The organism is Pseudomonas sp. 18173 (assembly GCF_050432945.1).
Lineage (GTDB): Bacteria > Pseudomonadota > Gammaproteobacteria > Pseudomonadales > Pseudomonadaceae > Aquipseudomonas.
On the sequence record NZ_JBKFTN010000004.1, the window covers coordinates 74,139 to 92,416 of the forward strand.

Genomic DNA, 18,278 nt, shown 5'->3' on the forward strand with positions numbered 1-18,278 from the left:
CGCCGCTCAGATGCACTTGAAATAGTCGAACGGTTCCCGGCAATCGACGCAGCGGTACAGCGCCTTGCACGCGGTGGAACCGAACTCGCTGAGCACTTCGGTGTGCGCACTGCCGCATTGCGGGCAGACGATCACCGGGCTTTCACCGAGCAGGCTGCGCTTGCTGGAACTGCCCTCGGGCGGTGCGATGCCGTAGGCGCGCAGGCGTTCACGACCGCTGTCGCTGATCCAGTCGGTGGTCCAGGCCGGGGTCAACTTGCGCTCCAGGTGCGGCGCCTTGAACCCGGCGAGTTCCAGCGCCTCGCGGATATCGCTCTCGATCACTTCGGTGGCGGGGCAGCCGGAGTAGGTCGGCGTGACCACCACGTGCAAGTGACCGGCCTGCCAGTCCAGGTCGCGGACGATGCCCAGGTCGACCACACTGACCACCGGCACTTCCGGGTCCATGACCTCTGCCAAAATCGCCCATGCGGCAGCCAGGTCGGTCGGTTGAGCCGGCCGGGCGCCGAGGTCGCTGGCGATCAGCTCACCAGGTTGCATCAGGGTACGCTCGTGGCAGGAACTGCATTTCGGCGAGCAGGATGCCTAAGTGTTCGGTGTGCAGGCCCTTGCGCGCATTCAGGTAGAAATAGCTCGGTGCGGCCGGCACGGGCAGGGTGGCGCTGGCGAAGATCTGCTCGACTTTGGCTTGCCACTGCGTGGCGACGCTGGCGATGTCCGGCGTGATGCTGGCTGCGCACAGGCGCTGTTCGCTGTCATCGGCGGCGATCAGCTCAACGGTGAAACGCCAGACCTCGGGGATCGCCGCGAGCATGCGCTTGTGGCTTTCCTCGGTGCCGTCACCCATGCGCTCGACCCACTCGCCGGAGCGGCGCAGGTGATAGGTGACTTCCTTGACCGCTTTGGCGGCGATCCCGGCGATGCGCTCATCGCTGGACTGGCTCAGGCCCTGCAACACCGGCAAATGCCAGGCGTCGTAGAGGAACTGCTTGAGCATGGTCACCGCGAAGTCGCCGTTGGGTTGTTCCACCAGCAGCAGGTTGCGGTAGGCACGCTCGTCGCGGCGGAACGCCAGGTGATCGGCGTCGCGGCCGTCGTCCAGCAGTTCAGCGGCGTATTCAAGCCAGTTGCGCGCCTGGCCCACCAGGTCGAGGCCGACGTTCATCAGTGCCAGCTCTTCTTCCAGTGCCGGGGCCTTGCCGCACCACTGGCATAGGCGCTGGCCCTGGATCAGGGCGCTGTCACCGAGGCGCAGCAGGTATTCGATCAGATCAGTCTTGTTGTCCATGGTCGACCTCACATGTGCCCGACTTCGGCCGGCAGCTCGTAGAAGCTGGCGTGGCGGTAGACCTTGTCGTCCGACGGATCGAACAGCGGGTCTTTTTCATCCGGCGACGAGGCGGTGATCAGTGCCGACGGCACGACCCACAGGCTCACGCCTTCGCTGCGACGGGTGTACAGCTCGCGGGCGTTTTCGATGGCCATGGTGGTGTCGGCGGCGTGCACGCTGCCGACGTGCTTGTGGTTCAGGCCGTGCTTGCTGCGCACGAAGACTTCGAAGAGGGTCCACTCGGACATTTCAGTTACTCCACATCAGGTGGCCGGATCAGGCGGCGTTCTTGTTTTGTTTTTTGCGGGCGTGGGCGACGGCGGCTTCACGCACCCAGGCACCGTCTTCAATCGCCTTGCGGCGGGTGGCGACGCGTTCCTGGTTGCACGGTCCGTTGCCCTTGAGCACTTCGTAGAATTCGTTCCACTGGATTTCGCCGAAGTCGTAGTGGCCGCGCTCGGCGTTCCACTTCAGGTCCGGGTCGGGGCAGGTGCAGCCCAGCAATTCCAGCTGCGGGATGGTCTGGTCGATGAAGCGCTGGCGCAGTTCGTCGTTGCTCTGGCGCTTGATTTTCCAGGCCATGGACTGGGCGCTGTTCGGCGAGTGTTCGTCGCTCGGGCCGAACATCATCAGCGACGGCCACCACAGGCGGTTGATCGCGTCCTGGACCATGTCTTTTTGCGCCTGGGTACCGTGGCGCATCATGGTCAGGAGGATTTCGTAACCCTGGCGCTGGTGGAAGCTCTCTTCCTTGCAGATGCGGATCATCGCCCGCGAATACGGGCCGTAGGAGGTGCGCTGCAGCACCACCTGGTTGACGATCGCCGCGCCATCCACCAGCCAGCCCACCGCGCCCATGTCGGCCCAGTTCAGCGTCGGGTAATTGAAGATGCTCGAGTACTTGGCCTTGCCGCTGTGCAGCTTGGCGATTTCTTCATCGCGGTCGGCGCCCAGGGTTTCCATGGCGCTGTACAGGTACAGGCCGTGGCCGGCTTCGTCCTGGATCTTGGCCATCAATTGCAGTTTGCGTTTGAGCGAAGGCGCGCGGGTGACCCAGTTGCCTTCGGGCAGCATGCCGACGATTTCGGAGTGGGCGTGCTGGGAAATCTGCCGGATCAGGGTCTGGCGGTAGGCATCTGGCATCCAGTTCTTGGCTTCGATCTTGATTTCTGAATCGATTTTTTCCTGGAAGGCGCGTTCCTCTTCGGACATCTCCGAGAGGTCTTTTATGCGCTTGACGCCTGTTTCTACTAGCTGTGCGTACATTTCGGTCTCCGGCCTCTTTTTTGTTCAGGGGCATTTCGAGGGCATGGATAACTTTATAAGCGATACAGAAATTAATATCAAACACAAAATGACGTGTCGTATTTGTTTTTTGTATCGCTTTGGCTTGCGTGGGGTTTGGGTTGGGGGTGCATATCCGTTGCTGCGGTAACGGCGGCTTAGGGTTTCGCCCTTACGGCGACTCACTTTTTTTGACAAGCGCCTCAAAAAAAGTAAGCAAAAAAAGCGCTCGCCCCGAACGTCCGGCCCCTCGCCAGGGCTCGGGGTTCCTTCGCTCCGGCATTCATCCGGGGGCATTGCCCTCCGGTCGGCTTCGCGCGACCTACATGCAATGAGTTCGACTGCGTCGAACGGCGCTGCGCGCCATTTCCCGGATGAACGCCTCCGCTCAGCCTGCCGAGGGGGCGGGTGGATCAAGATCAAGAGCGGCAGGCGAGCTAACGCTCGGCCTGTGGTTTGGTGGGTGTACGCCGTCCTCTGCGGGAGCGCGTACCTGTGGGGGCTGGCAAGTCGGATCGCCGCACCGCAGCTCCCACAGGAGATTGGGTACACCGGCAAAAGCCAGGTCGCCTTGCTTTTGCTTTTGCTTTTGCTTTTGCTTTTGCTTTGGCTTTTGAGGTGTACGCCCCCTCGAGAGGCTTCGTTCCGGTTCTGCGCAGTGGGCAACCCGGCATGGATGCCGGGTTAGTCGCGTACGGCCAGGGATGGCCGATCGCGGCGGGCCCACGGAGCAGGACCGGAGCGAGGGAATGCCGAGCCTTGGCGAGGCACCGAACGTCAGGGGCAAAGCGTTTTGGTTACTTTGGCGCTTTTCCAAAGTGACCCGCCGTAAGGGCGGAACCATAAGCGGCCGTTGCCGCAGCAATGGATATGCAAAAAAAAGCCCCGCATAAAGCGGGGCCATAAAGGGTGCAGCAGTCATGCTTTAGGGCGTTTATCCACCACGTGGCAGGCCTTGCCCTCGGATCGCTTGATCGAGTGGAAAGGCTGCAACACGATCCGTGAACTGATCCCGATATACGTCTTGATGTGCTTGCTCAACTCGCCACAAACAGCCTTCTGCTGTTCGTCGGTCAGGTGCTGATGCTCGGCCTTCAACTCCACATGCACGTCAACGCTGTCCAGGTTGCCGTTGCGATACAGATGGATCTCATAGCACTCGGCAAGTTGTTTGACTTTGAGGACCTGCTCCTCGATCTGCGTCGGGAACACGTTGACCCCGCGGATGATCAGCATGTCGTCGCTGCGCCCGGTGATCTTGTCGATGCGGCGCATGGGGCGCGCGGTGCCCGGCAGCAGGCGCGTCAGGTCGCGGGTGCGGTAGCGGATCATCGGCAGGGCTTCTTTGCTCAGGGAGGTGAACACCAGTTCGCCCATCTGTCCGTCCGGCAGTACTTCGCCGGTGACCGGGTCGATGATTTCCGGGTAGAAGTGGTCTTCCCAGATGGTCGGGCCGTCCTTGGTTTCGGCGCATTCCATGGCCACGCCCGGGCCCATGATTTCCGAGAGGCCGTAGATGTCCAGGGCGGTGATGCCCATGCGTGCCTCGATGGCGCTGCGCAGTTCGGCGGTCCATGGCTCGGCGCCGAAGATGCCCAGGCGCAGGGCCAGTTTGTGCGGGTCGATGCCCTGGCGCTCGATTTCATCGGCGATGTTGAGCATGTAGGACGGCGTGACCATGATGATGTCCGGCTGGAAATCCTTGATCAGTTGCACTTGTTTTTCGGTCTGGCCGCCGGACATCGGGATCACGGTGCAACCCAGGCGCTCGGCACCGTAGTGCGCGCCGAGGCCACCGGTGAACAGGCCGTAGCCATAGGAAATGTGCACTTTGTCGCCGCGACGACCGCCAGCGGCACGGATCGAGCGGGCAACGACGTTGGCCCAGGTGTCGATGTCGTTCTGGGTGTAGCCGACCACGGTCGGTTTGCCGGTGGTGCCGCTGGAGGCGTGCAGGCGTACCACATCGCTCATCGGCACGGCGAACATGCCGTAGGGGTAGTTGTCACGCAGGTCGGACTTGGTGGTGAACGGGAATTTCGCCAGGTCGTCGAGGGACTTGATGTCGTCCGGGTGCACGCCCAGCGCATCGAAGCGCTGACGGTACAGCGGCACGTTCTGGTAGGCGTGTTTCAGGCTCCAGCGCAGGCGTTCCAGCTGGTGCGAACGGAGTTCGTCGACACTGGCGGTTTCCAGCGGGTCCAGCACAGGATCAAGCGTGGATTGGGAAATTGGCATGTTCATGGTTTCACTCGAATTGTTTTTGTGTTCAAGCCCCTTCGCAGCGGGGCTTTGAGTGCATGCCCCAAGGATACCTCTGGGCTCCTCGGGAATCGCGGTTCTTTAGTGGGATAGACGCTCGATGATCAGCGCGATCCCCTGGCCGACACCGATGCACATGGTGCACAGGGCGTAGCGGCCATTCCGTTCCTCAAGCTCGTGCAGGGCAGTGGTGACCAGTCGTGCGCCGCTCATGCCCAGCGGATGGCCAAGGGCGATGGCGCCGCCGTTGGGGTTGACCCGTGGATCGGTGTCGCTCAGGCCCAGTTCGCGCAACACGGCCAGGCCTTGTGCGGCGAAGGCTTCGTTGAGCTCGATCACGTCCATGTCCGCCAGGCTCAGGTTGGCCAGTTCCAGCACTTTGCGGGTGGCCGGTACCGGGCCGATGCCCATGATGCGCGGCTCGACGCCTGCGGTAGCCATCGCAACAACGCGGCCACGGGCGGTCAGGCCGTTGCGCTTGGCGACTTCCGGGCTGGCCAGCAACAGGGCGCAGGCACCGTCGTTGACGCCCGAAGCGTTGCCGGCGGTGACGCTGCCGCCTTCGCGGAACGGCGTACCCAGTTTGGCCAGTTGCTCCAGGGTGGTGTCGCCACGCGGGTGCTCATCGTGCTCGACCACTTTGGCCGGGCCTTTGCGCTGGGGGATTTCTACCGCGACGATTTCTTTGGCCAGACGTCCATTGGCCTGGGCAGCGGCAGCGCGTTGCTGGCTGCGCAGGGCGAAGGCGTCCTGGTCGGCCCGGGAGATGTTGAACTGTTCGGCGACGTTCTCTGCCGTTTCCGGCATGGAGTCGATGCCGTAGGTCTTTTTCATCAGCGGATTGACGAAGCGCCAGCCGATGGTGGTATCGAAGATTTCGGCCGCACGGGAAAACGCCTGCTCGGCCTTGCCCATCACCAGAGGTGCGCGGGACATGGACTCAACGCCACCGACCAGCATCAAGCCGGTTTCGCCGCTGCGAATCGCCCGGGCGGCGGTGCCGATGGCATCCAGCCCGGAGCCGCACAGGCGATTGAGGGTGGTGCCCGGCACGCTGACCGGCAACCCGGCCAGCAGCGCCGACATGTGCGCGACGTTGCGGTTGTCTTCGCCGGCCTGGTTGGCGCAGCCGTAGATCACGTCGTCAACCGAGTTCCAGTCGACTTGCGGATGGCGGCGCAGCAGTTCGCGCAACGGCACCGCGCCGAGGTCGTCGGCGCGCACGCCGCTCAGGACGCCAGCGTAACGGCCGATCGGAGTGCGTACCGCGTCGATGATCAGGGCGTCTTTCATTCGGGGATCTCCTGCGTCAGCACCGGGCCGCGCACTTTGTAGGATTTGCCATGGAACAGGGCGATCAGTTGGCCCTGCTGGTTTTCGATGCGTACGTCGTAGTTGCCGGTGCGCCCGGAGCGGCTCTGCTCGGTGCAGTCGGCGTTCAGCGTGTCGCCCAGGTGCGCCGGGGCGATGTAGTCGATGCTGCAGCCGATGGCCACCGTGGCCTCGTTGTAGCTGTTGCAGGCAAAGGCAAAGGCCGAGTCGGCGAGGGCGAACAGGTAGCCGCCGTGGCAGGTGCCGTGGCCCTGGAGCATATCGGCCCGTACCGTCATGCCCACACGGGCAACACCCGGACCGGCGGACAGCAGGCGCATGCCCATGGCCTGGCTGGCGGTGTCGCGCTGGAACAACGCTTGCGCGCAGTCGCTGGCCAGGTTCATCGCTTCGCGGTTAGTCATGGAAGTTTCTCCCTTCGGCAACCCGGCGGCGCAACAACAGCGATGGCCGGTAGCGTTCTTCGCCGTAGGCGGCTTGCAGGTTGTCCAGCACGGTCAGGATGTGGGGCAGGCCGATGGCATCCGCCCAGGCCAGCGGGCCCTGCGGATAATTGACCCCGGCGCGCATGGCCAGGTCGATGTCGGCGGCCGAGGCCACGCCTTGCAGCAGGGCGTCGGCGGCTTCGTTGGCGAGCATGGCGACGGTGCGCAGGACGGCGAGGGCCGGGCTGTCGCTGAGCAGGCTGATCTTGAGCCCGGCCCGTTGCAGCAGGGCGACGCCCTGTTCGAGTGCCAGCGGATCAATGCCATTCGAATAGCTGATGGCGATGCGCTGGGCCTTGGCGTAATCGTGGGCCAGATCCAGCAGGATCAGGTTGCGCAGCCCGTCTTCCCGGGCGCGCTGGCAGGCCATGCGGCCGTCGCTCAGGGCCAGCACCGCGTCACCCACCCGCAGCAACCCGCGACCGTCGCGGCGGATGACTTCGACGCCTTGCTCGCTCAAGCGCGCCAGCAAACCCTGGGCGATGCCGAGGTCACCTTCGGCGATACAGGTCTCGACGCTCGCGCTGCAGCTGATTTCAGCGGCATGCGGGCGTTCGGCGCCTTGGGCGTAGCTGTAGAAGCCTTGTCCGCTTTTGCGCCCCAGACGTCCGCCGTCCACCAGTTCTTTCTGGATCAGCGACGGCAGGAAGCGGGTGTCCTGGTAATAGGCGTCGAACACCGAGCAGGTCACGGCGTAGTTGACGTCATGGCCGATCAGGTCGGTCAGTTCGAACGCGCCCATGGCAAACCCGCCGGCTTCGCGCATCAGCGCATCGAGCGTCGGGCAATCGGCAACGCCTTCCTGAAGCATGCGCAGGCTCTCGGCGTAGAACGGCCGGGCCACGCGGTTGACGATGAAACCCGGTGTGGAGCGGGTGTGCACCGGTTTCTTGCCCCAGGCTTTGGCGGTGTCGTACAGGCATTCGGCGAGTGCCGGGTCGCTGGCCAGGCCGGAGACGACTTCCACCAATGCCATGACTGGCGCCGGGTTGAAGAAGTGCAGGCCGAGCAGGCGCTGTGGATGATCAAGTTGCGCGGCGATGCTGGTGATCGACAGCGACGAGGTGTTGCTGGTCAGGATGCAGTGCTCGCCGCAGATGCCTTCGAGCTGGCGAAACAGCGCGCGCTTGACCTCAAGGTTCTCGACGATGGCTTCGATGATCAAATCGCAGTCGGCCAGGGCTTCGATGGCTTCCACCGCTTGCAGCTTGGCGATGGTGGCGCTGCGCGCTTCGGCGGACAGCTTGCCGTTTTCGACGCGTTTGCCCAGTTGCCGGTCAATGCCTTCGATGGCCTGGGCGGCAGCACCGGGACGATTGTCCAGCAGCAATACCGGATGACCGGCTTGAGCTGCGACCTGGGCGATACCGGCACCCATGGCGCCGGCGCCGATCACGGCGACGCGTTCAGTTTTATTCAATGCGGTCATGACTCAGCGTCCCTTGAAGCTTGGGGTGCGTTTTTCCATGAAGGCGCCGACGCCTTCGCGGTAATCCTCGCTACGCCCGGCCAGGCGCTGCAGGTCGCGCTCCAGGTCCAGCTGCTCGTCGAAGCTGTTGCTCATGCTGGCGTTGAGGCTGCGCTTGATCAGCGCCAGGCCGTAGGTTGGCTGGGTGGCCAGGTGTTGCGCGAGTTTCAGCGCTTCGTCGCGCAGTTCGGCGTCTTCAACGCAGCGGTAGATCAAGCCCCATTGCTCGGCCTGTTCAGCGGTCAGGCGGTTGCCGAGCAAGGCCAGGGCCTTGGCGCGGGCCATGCCGACCAGGCGCGGCAGGGTCCAGGTGCCGCCGGAATCAGGGATCAGGCCGATCTTGCAGAAGGCCTGGATGAAGCTTGCCGAGCGCGCGGCCAGTACCAGGTCGCAAGCCAGCGGAATATTGGCGCCGGCCCCGGCTGCCACGCCGTTGACCGCGCAGATCACCGGCATCGGCAGATCGCGCAGTTGGCGGATCATGGGGTTGTAGAACTTCTCGATGGATTCGCCCAGGTCCGGCACGGCGGCGCCTGGCGCGACATTGCGGTCGCTCAGGTCCTGCCCGGCGCAGAAGCCGCGACCTTCACCGGTCAGCAGCAGTACGCGCACGTCCGGGTTCTGCCGCACTTGCTTCAACGCTTCTTTCACTTCGCCATGCATCTGGGTGTTGAAGCTGTTGAGCTGGTCCGGGCGGTTGAGGCTCAGCAGGGCAACGCCGGCCTCGATGGAAAACAGGATGTGTTCGAAGTTCATGGTTTGGGCGCTCTCTGGGAGTTCTCGAATTCGGTGATTACTGGCCGGTAAAGGTCGGTTTGCGCTTTTCCTGAAAGGCCTGGATGCCTTCATCACGATCGCGGGTGCCGGCCAGTACGGTGAAGGCGTGGCGCTCGAAGCGCAGGCCGCTGGCAAGGTCGGTGTCCATGGCCTTGAGCAGCGCTTCCTTGGCCAGGCGCACAGCCAGTGGCGCCTTGGCTGCAATGCTGCGGGCGATGTGCAGGGCGCGCTCGACGGTGAACTCCGGTTGGGTCACTTCGCTGACCAGGCCGGCGCGCTGGGCCTGGCGGGCGTCGATCGGCTCGCCGGTCAGCACCATCTGCATGGCCATGGATTTGCCGACGGCGCGCAGCAGGCGTTGGGTGCCGCCTGCGCCGGGCATGATCCCGAGGTTGATTTCCGGCTGGCCGAAGCGGGCGTCTTCGCCGGCAATGATGATGTCGGCATGCATCGCCAGTTCGCAGCCACCGCCGAGGGCGAAGCCGTTGACTGCGGCGATCAGCGGTTTGTTGAAGCGGGTGATGGTTTGCCACGAGGCCTGGCGCGGGTCGTCGAGGATGCCGACCAGGTTGCGCTCGGCCATTTCCTTGATGTCGGCGCCGGCGGCAAAGGCCTTGCGGCTGCCGGTGAGGACCACGGCGCGGGTGTCCGGGTCGGCCTGCGCGGCATTCAGTTCATCGGCCAGTTCGCCCAGCAACTCGGTGGTCAGGGCATTCAGCGCTTGCGGGCGCTGCAGGGTAATCAGGCGCACGCCAGTCTCGATCGTTTCGACGGTCAGGGTTTGAGGCACGGCGGTTGCCCTCACGGTGTACGCACGGCGGTGATGCCGGCTTGTTATTGGATCGGCCGCAGGGGCCGGTTTTGCCCAAGTATAGCTATAACGTGATACGTAAATACAATACGAAAATAGATTTAATGTGTCTGATTGCTGTGGCTCTCTATTGATTTTCTTCTGGGGTCAGGGACTGTGATTGCGGATTTACCCCTGAGTTTATTGGGTTTTAGCCCAATTCAAGCCGCCTGTGGGCATTCGTCGGAAAGCACGATTTCAAGTGATACGCTTTTTAGTCTTTGTGCTTGTAAAAGTGATGTGATACAAAATAAGCCAATATTTGCATCGCTTTGTGAAGGACGCTTTCATGACCTGCTACAGCCTTGATGGCCTGACCCCGGTGGTTGACCCGAGCGCCTATGTGCACCCGACTGCGGTATTGATCGGCGACGTGATCATCGGCCCGCATTGCTATGTCGGTCCGCTGGCCAGCCTGCGCGGGGACTTCGGGCGGATCGTGCTGGAGGAGGGCGCCAACCTGCAGGACACCTGCGTGATGCACGGTTTCCCCGACAGCGACACCGTGGTCGAGCGCAATGGCCACATTGGCCACGGTGCGGTGCTGCACGGTTGCCGGATCGGCGCCGACGCCTTGGTGGGCATGAATGCCGTGGTGATGGACAACGCCCGGATCGGCCCGCGTTCATTCGTTTCGGCGGCCGCGTTCGTCAAGGCCGGCTTCGAATGCCCGGAACAGTCGCTGGTCATGGGCGCACCGGCGAGCATCAAGCGCACCCTCAGCGATCAGGAAGTGGCGTGGAAACAGGCGGGCACACGTGAGTACCAGGAACTGGCCAAGCGGTGCCTCACGCAGATGCAGGTTTGCGAACCGTTGAGCGAGCCGGAAGCTGATCGCCCGCGCATCAGCGACAGAGGGTTGCGGCCCAAGGGCAGTGCCTTGTGAATACAAATCCCCTTGTAGGAGCGAGCCTGCTCGCGATGGACGTCAACGATGACGCGGGCTGTCTGAATGCCCGTGTTGGCCCGACGTTTTTCGCGAGCAAGCTCGCTCCTACAGGGTGGATTTGCGATTAACAGGCAGGATTTAGGTATATTCCTTTTCTTTTTTTGCACGGAACGCCCATGTCGTCCCTGACACCCTTGAACCATCTGATTACACGCTTCCAGGAACAGACGCCGATCCGCGCCAGTTCCTTGATCATCACGTTGTACGGGGATGCCATTGAACCCCATGGCGGCACCGTGTGGCTGGGCAGCCTGATTCAATTGCTCGAGCCCATCGGCATCAACGAACGGTTGATCCGCACGTCGATCTTTCGCCTGACCAAGGAAGGCTGGCTGACCGCCGAGAAAGTCGGTCGTCGCAGTTATTACAGCCTGACCGGCACCGGTCGCCGGCGTTTCGACAAGGCCTTCAAGCGCGTCTACAGCACCACGATGCCGGCCTGGGATGGCTCCTGGTGCCTGGTGATGCTCTCGCAACTGACCCAGGACAAACGCAAACAGGTGCGCGAGGAGCTGGAGTGGCAAGGCTTCGGTGCGATTTCGCCGGTGGTGCTGGCTTGTCCGCGCAGTGACCGTTCCGACATCAACGCGAGTCTGCTCGACCTCGGCGTGCAGGAAGACACCATCGTCTTCGAAACCACCGCCCAGGATGTACTGGCCTCCAAGGCGCTGCGCCTGCAAGTGCGCGAAAGCTGGAACATCGAGGAGCTGGCTGCGCACTACAGCGAGTTCATCCAGTTGTTCAGGCCGCTGTGGCAAGCGCTGCGCGAGCAGGAAAACCTGCAACCGGCCGACTGCTTCCTGGCGCGGGTGCTGTTGATTCACGAGTACCGCAAGCTGCTGCTGCGCGACCCGCAACTGCCGGACGAGTTGTTGCCCGGCGATTGGGAAGGCCGTGCCGCCCGCCAGTTGTGCCGCAACATTTACCGTTTGATCTACGCCAAGGCCGAAGAATGGCTGAACGCTGCACTGGAAACGGCCGACGGCCCGTTGCCGGATGTGGGTGAAAGCTTCTATCGGCGTTTTGGCGGATTGAAATAGCACGTCATTGTTCAGGGAGCGGTGCTGTTCAGGAGACTTGAAGCATCCGATGTCGTGTGGATTGACGTAGACAATAAAAATAAGCCTGCGCGAGGCCTGACATGATTTCTACAACAGCACAGCGCCATGATGGGTTCGACCAGTGGATCCATCAGATCAACCAGATCTGTGGCGCTTTCAACGCACAACCCCTGGGCAGTGAATTTGCCGGGCGCATCCGCGAATACCAGAGCGATGCGCTCAAGCTCAGTTTCGTCGACGCATGCCAGGCGCGTTTGTACCGTACGCCCCAGGAAGTCGCGGCGGGCGAGGGCGGCAAGTATTTTGCGGTGTTCCAGCTCGACGGCACGGCGGGCATGGCCCAGGGTGACGACAAGGTCCTGTTGTCCCCCGGTGACATCACGCTGATCGATGCCTCGCGGCCCAGCGACTTCATCTACAGCGAAAACTCCCGGCAGTTGTCGTTGATCCTGCCGTATCAACTGGTCGAGCAAACCCTGCGCTTCAATCAGGTCAAGTGCGGCCACCGGATTGCTGCCAGCTCGCCCATCGCGATGCTGTCGCACCGGCTGATCCTCGATGCTTCCCGCCAGCAGCACCTGACCCGCCAGGAAAGCGAAGCGACCCTGGAGGCGATTGTCAGCCTGCTGCGCCCGGCGATCAGCCAGGCCGACGACTGCACCGATGCCCATGAGCGGATCTTTCGCAAGACGCTGACCTTCATTGACGAAAACATTCGCTCCGAAGACCTGTGTCCGGAATGGCTGGCGCGGGAAGTCGGCATGTCCACCCGTGGCCTGTACCGGATGTTTGCCAAGAAAGGCCTGGTGGTGGCGCGCTACATCAAGAACCGCCGCCTGGACCTGTGCGCCGAATCCCTGCGCCAGTCGGGCAAGGAACAGAAGTTGTCGGTGCTGGGGTATTCGTGGGGTTTTTCCGATTCGAGCTACTTCTCCACGGCGTTCAAGTCGCGCTTCGGCATTGCGCCGGGGGAGTACCGCAAGCAGCATGCCTGATAGATTTTCGGAACATGACATAACCCTGTAGGAGCGAGCTTGCTCGCGATGGTCGTGAACGATAACGCTTACAACCAGATGCCCAACGGTGCCATGGCGTTTTTCGCGAGCGAGCTCGCTCCTACAGGGGGTAGACGTTTTACGTGCCATTGCGGAGCAACTGGCCCAGCGTCTCCAGCTCGCTTTTTTCCACGTCTGACACCAGCACGAAGCGCATGTGATTTTCTTGCCAGGACACCACGTTGAAGCCGCGGATCGTTTCGCTCTGGCGCGTTTTGTCGGCCTGCGGCGTGGGCAGGATGAACACATTGATGATGTGCTTGTTGCGCCCGTAACTCAGGGCCGCTGTGGTCTGGTGTTGCAGATAATCCAGGCGCCCGCCCAACAGTGGAAAACCCTGCGCCGAGTAATCGGATACCGGTGGCGAGAAGTCGAGTTTGCCGGTGAACCAGGGTTTCACGGTGTGGCGGTCGGACGACATCACATCGTTCAAATGCTCGCCCATCAATGAGCGAACGTGGCTGGAGACAGCCTCGTCCATCAACGGCTGTTCGCTGCCAGGCGTTGCCACATACAACACCATCGCCAAGGCCAGCGCCGCCGCTGAAAACGCTGGCGCGAACCACGCTCGCCAACGCTCCAGAGTACTGGGAGCAGGCGCCTCGGGGGCCAATACCCGGGCGGTCAGCGACGCCGGTGCCGCGTAGTACGGCGCCCGTTGCTTGACGCTGGTCATCAGCAGCCTTGCCTGATCGTGCTGGTGCGCACACTCGGCGCACTCGGCCAAATGCCCGGCCACTTGCGCTGCGGTTGCAGGGTCAAGTTCCTGGTCCAGATAGCCATGCATCAATGTCTGGCAAACCGTGCAGTCGAGTTCATTCATGATCGTGCAGCTTCAGTAGTTCGAGCTTGAGCATGGCACGAGCCCTGGCCAGTCTCGACATGACGGTGCCGAGGGGAATATCGACCACCAGGGCGATGTCCTTGTAGGGCATGTCTTCGAGCTCCTTGAGAACAATCACCTCACGGAACGCCGGTGGCAGGGCGCACAGGGCTTGCTGGACCAGCGCGGCATTTTCCGTGTGAATGGCCAGCAACTCCGGGGTCTGGTCGTGGCTTGATGCTCCCGGGTCCTGGGCAACATCGTCGCCGAAAGCGACCCAGCGGCGCCCGGCCGTGGCCTTGAGCCAGGTGTAGCTTTCATTGCGCACGATGGTCAGGAACCAGGCCTTGGCGTTGCCATCGACAACACGCTGGGAAAACCGGAAGGCGCGCAGGGCGCTTTCCTGCACGACATCGCGCGCGGCGCTGTCGTTGCCGGTGAGCCAGCGTGCGAGGTTGTAGGCGGCGTCCAGGTGGGGCGCAAACAATTCCTCAAATCGCGTCATGGTGGTTCCCGCACTGTCCCTCTTCTATAACTGTGGCCCGTGGCATTTTATTCCCCGGAAAAAGAATATTTTTCGACCGGGAATAAAGATCGGTCCCACAAGGTTTTACCTCGTGTCAGCTGCATCACTGTAGTTCGCCTGCGAGGGAAAACCGATGAACATTCATTCAAAACACCAACGACGCGTCGACGACCTGCTCAATCCTGACCGCCGCACGCTGCTCAAATGTTCGGCGTGGGCCGGGGCCGGCGTGGTCTGGGCCCTGTGCGGCGGCATTCCCCGGGCTTTCGCCCTGGATGACGCGGGAAATGTCACGGATCCCAAGGCACTCGCCAGCAACTTCCACTTTGTGCAGGTCAGCGACTCGCACATCGGTTTCAACAAGGAGGCCAACCCGGATCCGGTGAAGACCTTGCAGGTGGCCATCGACAAGGTCATCGCGCTGCCAAAACGGCCCTCGCTGATCCTGCATACCGGCGATATCACCCACCTGTCCAAGGCCGAAGAGTTCGACACCGCCGCCCAGTTGCTCAAAGGCCTGCCGTCCACCGTGCACTACGTGCCGGGCGAGCACGACACCCTTGATGAAGGCGGCGGCAAGCTCTATCTGCAACGCTACGGCAAAGGCACCAAGGGCAATGGCTGGTACAGCTTCGATGACCACGGCGTGCATTTCATCGCGCTGGTGAATGTCTTCAACTTCCAGGCGGGCCACGAAGCGACCCTTGGCGCCGATCAACTGGCGTGGCTGGCCGACGACCTGCGCGCTGTTACAAGCAGCACGCCCATCGTGGTGTTTACCCATATTCCGTTGTGGACGATTTATCAGCCGTGGGGGTGGGGCACCGAGGATGGCGATAAGGCGATTGCCATGCTGCGCCCGTACGGTTCGGTGACGGTATTGAACGGGCATATCCATCAGGTCATCCAGAAGGTCGAAGGCAATATCACCTTCCATACCGCCCGTGGCACCGCGTATCCGCAACCCGCACCGGGCACGGCGCCGACGCCTGGGCCGATGACGGTGGCCGCCGATCAATTGCGCAATTATCTGGGAGTCACCGATGTGCGGGCGACGCAGGGTGAGCATCCGCTGGCGCTGATCGATTCGACACTGGTCTAGGGGAGGGTAAGCGAATGAAAACGCGATGGTTGGCGGTAACCTGCCTGATGCTGGCGATGCCGGCAGGGGCTCAGGAGGTGAAGGTCAATATCAGGGAGTTCATGTTCGGACCCAAGGATCTGGCGGTCGCCGTGGGCACCAAGGTGACGTGGGTGAACGACGACGAAATCCCGCACACGGTGGCGGAGACGCACAAGGTATTTCGCTCGGCGGCGCTGGACACCGGTGACAGTTATTCCTGGGTGTTCAACACGCCGGGGGAGTACGAGTATTTTTGTGCGCTGCATCCGCAGATGATCGGCAGGATTGTGGTCAGCCAATAATCCGCGGATCCGCTGATCACCTGATCACCTGATCACCTGTAGGAGCGAGCTTGCTCGCGAAAAACGTCAGGACAACGCGGGTATTCAGACAGCCCGTGTCAGCGTTGACGTCCATCGCGAGCGAGCTCGCTCCTACAGGGTTGTGTGTGTGCCTTATTTCGGTGCGTTGAGGTTCAGGGTCGGCGTTTCATCGAAGAAGTTCCACGGTTTCAACAGTACGTGCACCCATTCGGTCGGCATGATCGGCCATTCTTCGGCACGGGCGATGTGGGTGGTGCCGGTGGTCAGCCAGACCACATCGTCGGTGTTGTCGATGGAGTGGTTGTCCTGGGTGAATTGCCCCAGGCCAGAGTCCTTGTCCGAGCGGTTCGGGTACTTGCCTTCCGGGTATTTTTCCTCGGGGCTGTATTGCGTCACCCACAGCTGCTTGTCCATGAAGCTCAGGCGGTGGTAGAGCCATTCGTCCTTGCCGAAGTTGGCGCCCTTGGCCACCGGGTGCGTGCCGCCGGCGTACGGAATCAACTGATAGGAAACCGGGTTGCCGACCTTGTTTTCCTTGCTGAAGTTGGTCAGCAGGCGCACGGTCGACGGGTCGAACTTCTGCGCCGCCTGCTGCTCGTTGCCGACGACTCTGGTTTCGGTTTGCATGGTGCTGGTGCGCGGGCCGCCACGGTCGTTCGGCAATACCACCGGGTTCACTTCCACCAGTGAGTTCTGCTCGCCGTCCACGTCCATGTCGAGGCGGAAGTTGTAGATGTGCTGGTGCGTGGTGCCGACGATGTTGTGGTCCAGCAGGGTGCCGTAGCGCGTGTCTTCCTTGGCGGTGTCTTCGTGCATGGTCTTGGATTTCACACCCTTGACCGCTTCGATGCCGGTGGCGCCGGCGTCGATGCCGATGGTGCCGTTCTGCTGGAAGACCCAGTCGAAGATATAGTCGTAGTTGCCCACGGTGCTGATCCAGCGCACCACCAGTTCACGACGCTCGGTGCTGAGGTTGGGCTGGCCCATTTCCTGGTGTTTGTATTCCGGGCCGGCGTAGCGCTCGAACACTGCGATGGCGCGCGGGATCGCGGTTGGTGCGCCGGTGTAGTCGGCGATGGTAGCGTCCAGCAACACGGCGTTTTCCGGGGCGTCTTTACCGCGGGCAATCGGTGAAGTCAGGGTGCCCATGCCGTAGTCGCCGGAGTCGAGGTAGGCCTTGAAGTACCAGCCGACATCCGGGTCGCCGTAAGGCACGATCATGCCGCCCAGCGAGCCTTCGTACATGATCTTGCGTTTCTTGCCCTTGTCGTCGTAGGTGACGGTGGACAGGATCGGGCCGACCCGCGAATCGAGGCGAACGTGGAAGTCCCAGTTCTGCCAGTGAATGCTGTTGCCGCTGATGGTGTAGTTCTTGCCCTCGGGCTCGGTGATTTCCAGCGGCTTGACCTCGACGCCCTTGCGTCCGCGCCCGTCATACGGCGTCGGTTTCATCGGCACCGGGATCAGCGCTTCGTCTTCGATCTTGATCAGCTTTTTCTGTTCCAGATCGACAATTGCCACCAGGCCTTCAATCGGGTGCGCCCAGTAGTTGCCGTCATCGGTGTTGAGGTAGCTGACGATTTTCAGCAGGCGCTTGTCCTGCGCCAGGCCGTCCTTGCCGTCGAAGTAACCGACGGTCAGCGGCGTGGCCACGACCTTTTTCACATCGTTGATACCGCGCTTGGCCAAGGCCTGGGCGTATTCCGGGCTGGTCTCGACGGCCGATTGCACCGTTGCGAAGTCGTCCAGCAGCACCATGCCGTGGGCGCCTTCGATCGGCTTCCAGGATTTGAGTTGTTTGCTGTCGAGATCGACCAGCGCCTCGATCACGTGCTTGCCGTCGAGCACCACAATACTCGCCTGGCGCGGCTGGGCGACGTTCTGCCCGGTCAGGGCGAAGTTCCACACCTGATCCTTGGGCGGTTCCTTGATCGAGACTTCGGTAAAGCGGAAACCGGGCTTGTAGTTTTCCGACTTCTTGACGATGTCCACAGCCGTGGTGATTTCGGCGGCGCTCAGGGGATTGAGCGGGTTGGGGCGGGTTTCGACGACGAAGGTCTTGTCCAGGCCGGACTGGAACACCTGGTTGATGAAGTCCGTGGACATGAACGCCGTATGGTCCTTGAACACCACCGGCACTGTCAGCTCGATCCGCTTGCCATTGAGCATCGCCACTTTGCTGTCGGGCTTGACCTTGAGGTAGACCCCGTCCTTGGCAATGGTGAACAGGTTGGCGTAATCGTCCCATTTCACCGTGGCACCAAAGGCCTCCAGACCCGCTTGCAGCGGCACCATGTCGGCGTGACCGCCGTGGGCCTGGGCAGTGTTCGCCCAGAAAGGCAGGCCGAGGGTGCTCAGGGTGATGGCCAGGGCCAGACGGGCAAGCGGTGTTCTTTTAGGCAATGCTTTGGAGCTGAACATGTGTGAATTCCTGGGGAAAAGCCGGGTACAGGCATTGCTGCACTGTGTTCCAACCCGTCAATGGTTGCATTTGAATGCCTGCCAGATTTCTTTGGTTCCGTGCCGCAAGCCAGCTTTCCTGACGAAATGCATCCTGGCAAGCGGACAAAGTGCCCGGTGCGGGGATCGCAAGTCATTGCTTCCGGTTAATAGGAAGCATTACTATTCGC

The 18,278-nt window shown here is 62.0% G+C and carries 18 protein-coding genes; 5 read left to right on the forward strand and 13 right to left on the reverse strand.

Going from position 1 to position 18,278, the window contains the following annotated elements:
• Positions 1 to 6: 6 nt before the first annotated feature.
• From paaD to paaF, 10 genes are all read right to left on the reverse strand, one after another.
• Positions 7 to 540, reverse strand: a complete 534-nt coding sequence (gene paaD / locus ACLD1X_RS05780) for a 1,2-phenylacetyl-CoA epoxidase subunit PaaD (protein WP_429366519.1) — start codon at positions 538 to 540, stop codon at positions 7 to 9.
• The gene (gene paaC / locus ACLD1X_RS05785; RefSeq protein WP_429366520.1) at positions 527 to 1,288 is read right to left on the reverse strand and encodes a 1,2-phenylacetyl-CoA epoxidase subunit PaaC; all 762 of its coding nucleotides are present in this window, start codon (positions 1,286 to 1,288) and stop codon (positions 527 to 529) included. Before paaC ends, paaD begins: the two co-directional genes overlap by 14 nt.
• Before the next feature lie 8 nt (positions 1,289 to 1,296).
• Entirely contained in the window at positions 1,297 to 1,578 is a 282-nt protein-coding gene (gene paaB / locus ACLD1X_RS05790; protein ID WP_007943393.1) for a 1,2-phenylacetyl-CoA epoxidase subunit PaaB, read from the reverse strand.
• 28 nt (positions 1,579 to 1,606) lie between these two features.
• A complete protein-coding gene (paaA, locus tag ACLD1X_RS05795) occupies positions 1,607 to 2,596 on the reverse strand; it encodes a 1,2-phenylacetyl-CoA epoxidase subunit PaaA (RefSeq protein WP_085718506.1) in 990 nt (329 codons plus the stop codon).
• A gap of 936 nt (positions 2,597 to 3,532) precedes the next feature.
• Positions 3,533 to 4,858, reverse strand: coding sequence for a phenylacetate--CoA ligase PaaK (paaK, locus tag ACLD1X_RS05800; RefSeq protein ID WP_429366521.1), 1,326 nt, complete (start codon positions 4,856 to 4,858; stop codon positions 3,533 to 3,535).
• Between the two features lie 99 nt (positions 4,859 to 4,957).
• The gene (gene pcaF, locus ACLD1X_RS05805; protein ID WP_429366522.1) at positions 4,958 to 6,169 is read right to left on the reverse strand and encodes a 3-oxoadipyl-CoA thiolase; all 1,212 of its coding nucleotides are present in this window, start codon (positions 6,167 to 6,169) and stop codon (positions 4,958 to 4,960) included.
• Positions 6,166 to 6,612: a hydroxyphenylacetyl-CoA thioesterase PaaI gene (gene paaI / locus ACLD1X_RS05810; protein ID WP_429366523.1), complete on the reverse strand. Its 447-nt coding sequence runs from the start codon at positions 6,610 to 6,612 to the stop codon at positions 6,166 to 6,168. The genes pcaF and paaI overlap by 4 nt, the downstream gene beginning before the upstream one ends.
• A complete protein-coding gene (gene paaH / locus ACLD1X_RS05815) occupies positions 6,605 to 8,122 on the reverse strand; it encodes a 3-hydroxyacyl-CoA dehydrogenase PaaH (RefSeq protein WP_429366524.1) in 1,518 nt (505 codons plus the stop codon). The genes paaI and paaH overlap by 8 nt, the downstream gene beginning before the upstream one ends.
• A gap of 3 nt (positions 8,123 to 8,125) precedes the next feature.
• On the reverse strand, positions 8,126 to 8,917 hold the full coding sequence (gene paaG / locus ACLD1X_RS05820) for a 2-(1,2-epoxy-1,2-dihydrophenyl)acetyl-CoA isomerase PaaG (RefSeq protein WP_429366525.1): 792 nt from the start codon (positions 8,915 to 8,917) through the stop codon (positions 8,126 to 8,128).
• Between the two features lie 37 nt (positions 8,918 to 8,954).
• On the reverse strand, positions 8,955 to 9,728 hold the full coding sequence (gene paaF / locus ACLD1X_RS05825; RefSeq protein ID WP_429366526.1) for a 2,3-dehydroadipyl-CoA hydratase PaaF: 774 nt from the start codon (positions 9,726 to 9,728) through the stop codon (positions 8,955 to 8,957).
• A gap of 349 nt (positions 9,729 to 10,077) precedes the next feature.
• Between paaF and paaY the strand changes: the two genes are divergently transcribed.
• The 3 genes from paaY (at position 10,078) to feaR (ending at position 12,793) form a co-directional block, all read left to right on the forward strand.
• Complete coding sequence (gene paaY, locus ACLD1X_RS05830) at positions 10,078 to 10,674, forward strand: phenylacetic acid degradation protein PaaY (protein ID WP_429366527.1); 597 nt, start codon at positions 10,078 to 10,080, stop codon at positions 10,672 to 10,674.
• Between the two features lie 179 nt (positions 10,675 to 10,853).
• Positions 10,854 to 11,777 (forward strand): phenylacetic acid degradation operon negative regulatory protein PaaX, encoded by a 924-nt coding sequence (paaX, locus tag ACLD1X_RS05835; RefSeq protein ID WP_429366528.1) that lies wholly within the window; start codon positions 10,854 to 10,856, stop codon positions 11,775 to 11,777.
• A 101-nt stretch (positions 11,778 to 11,878) separates the two neighbouring features.
• Positions 11,879 to 12,793: a transcriptional regulator FeaR gene (gene feaR, locus ACLD1X_RS05840; RefSeq protein WP_429366529.1), complete on the forward strand. Its 915-nt coding sequence runs from the start codon at positions 11,879 to 11,881 to the stop codon at positions 12,791 to 12,793.
• A 139-nt stretch (positions 12,794 to 12,932) separates the two neighbouring features.
• Here the strand turns inward: feaR and ACLD1X_RS05845 are convergent, their stop codons facing one another.
• Positions 12,933 to 13,676 (reverse strand): anti-sigma factor family protein, encoded by a 744-nt coding sequence (locus ACLD1X_RS05845; protein ID WP_429366530.1) that lies wholly within the window; start codon positions 13,674 to 13,676, stop codon positions 12,933 to 12,935.
• Complete coding sequence (locus tag ACLD1X_RS05850; protein WP_429366531.1) at positions 13,669 to 14,181, reverse strand: sigma-70 family RNA polymerase sigma factor; 513 nt, start codon at positions 14,179 to 14,181, stop codon at positions 13,669 to 13,671. The genes ACLD1X_RS05845 and ACLD1X_RS05850 overlap by 8 nt, the downstream gene beginning before the upstream one ends.
• A gap of 154 nt (positions 14,182 to 14,335) precedes the next feature.
• Here ACLD1X_RS05850 and ACLD1X_RS05855 point away from each other — a divergent pair, with 154 nt between their 5' ends.
• Positions 14,336 to 15,304 (forward strand): metallophosphoesterase family protein, encoded by a 969-nt coding sequence (locus ACLD1X_RS05855; protein WP_429366532.1) that lies wholly within the window; start codon positions 14,336 to 14,338, stop codon positions 15,302 to 15,304.
• Between the two features lie 14 nt (positions 15,305 to 15,318).
• Entirely contained in the window at positions 15,319 to 15,627 is a 309-nt protein-coding gene (locus ACLD1X_RS05860; protein WP_429366533.1) for a cupredoxin domain-containing protein, read from the forward strand.
• Positions 15,628 to 15,780: 153 nt separating this feature from the next.
• On the opposite strand, the gene tynA is transcribed toward ACLD1X_RS05860, so the two are convergent.
• Positions 15,781 to 18,069, reverse strand: coding sequence for a primary-amine oxidase (tynA, locus tag ACLD1X_RS05865; protein ID WP_429366534.1), 2,289 nt, complete (start codon positions 18,067 to 18,069; stop codon positions 15,781 to 15,783).
• Positions 18,070 to 18,278: the final 209 nt, after the last annotated feature.

What these genes read in the sequence shown, in the direction of transcription:
- feaR (WP_429366529.1), top strand. Translation starts at nt 11,879, where the DNA reads ATGATTTCTACAACAGCACAGCGCCATGATGGGTTCGACCAGTGGATC.
- paaH (WP_429366524.1), bottom strand. Translation starts at nt 8,122, where the DNA reads ATGACCGCATTGAATAAAACTGAACGCGTCGCCGTGATCGGCGCCGGC.
- paaG (WP_429366525.1), bottom strand. Translation starts at nt 8,917, where the DNA reads ATGAACTTCGAACACATCCTGTTTTCCATCGAGGCCGGCGTTGCCCTG.
- paaB (WP_007943393.1), bottom strand. Translation starts at nt 1,578, where the DNA reads ATGTCCGAGTGGACCCTCTTCGAAGTCTTCGTGCGCAGCAAGCACGGC.
- pcaF (WP_429366522.1), bottom strand. Translation starts at nt 6,169, where the DNA reads ATGAAAGACGCCCTGATCATCGACGCGGTACGCACTCCGATCGGCCGT.
- ACLD1X_RS05845 (WP_429366530.1), bottom strand. Translation starts at nt 13,676, where the DNA reads ATGAATGAACTCGACTGCACGGTTTGCCAGACATTGATGCATGGCTAT.
- ACLD1X_RS05860 (WP_429366533.1), top strand. Translation starts at nt 15,319, where the DNA reads ATGAAAACGCGATGGTTGGCGGTAACCTGCCTGATGCTGGCGATGCCG.
- paaI (WP_429366523.1), bottom strand. Translation starts at nt 6,612, where the DNA reads ATGACTAACCGCGAAGCGATGAACCTGGCCAGCGACTGCGCGCAAGCG.
- paaC (WP_429366520.1), bottom strand. Translation starts at nt 1,288, where the DNA reads ATGGACAACAAGACTGATCTGATCGAATACCTGCTGCGCCTCGGTGAC.
- paaA (WP_085718506.1), bottom strand. Translation starts at nt 2,596, where the DNA reads ATGTACGCACAGCTAGTAGAAACAGGCGTCAAGCGCATAAAAGACCTC.
- paaK (WP_429366521.1), bottom strand. Translation starts at nt 4,858, where the DNA reads ATGAACATGCCAATTTCCCAATCCACGCTTGATCCTGTGCTGGACCCG.
- ACLD1X_RS05850 (WP_429366531.1), bottom strand. Translation starts at nt 14,181, where the DNA reads ATGACGCGATTTGAGGAATTGTTTGCGCCCCACCTGGACGCCGCCTAC.
- ACLD1X_RS05855 (WP_429366532.1), top strand. Translation starts at nt 14,336, where the DNA reads ATGAACATTCATTCAAAACACCAACGACGCGTCGACGACCTGCTCAAT.
- paaX (WP_429366528.1), top strand. Translation starts at nt 10,854, where the DNA reads ATGTCGTCCCTGACACCCTTGAACCATCTGATTACACGCTTCCAGGAA.
- paaD (WP_429366519.1), bottom strand. Translation starts at nt 540, where the DNA reads ATGCAACCTGGTGAGCTGATCGCCAGCGACCTCGGCGCCCGGCCGGCT.
- paaY (WP_429366527.1), top strand. Translation starts at nt 10,078, where the DNA reads ATGACCTGCTACAGCCTTGATGGCCTGACCCCGGTGGTTGACCCGAGC.
- tynA (WP_429366534.1), bottom strand. Translation starts at nt 18,069, where the DNA reads ATGTTCAGCTCCAAAGCATTGCCTAAAAGAACACCGCTTGCCCGTCTG.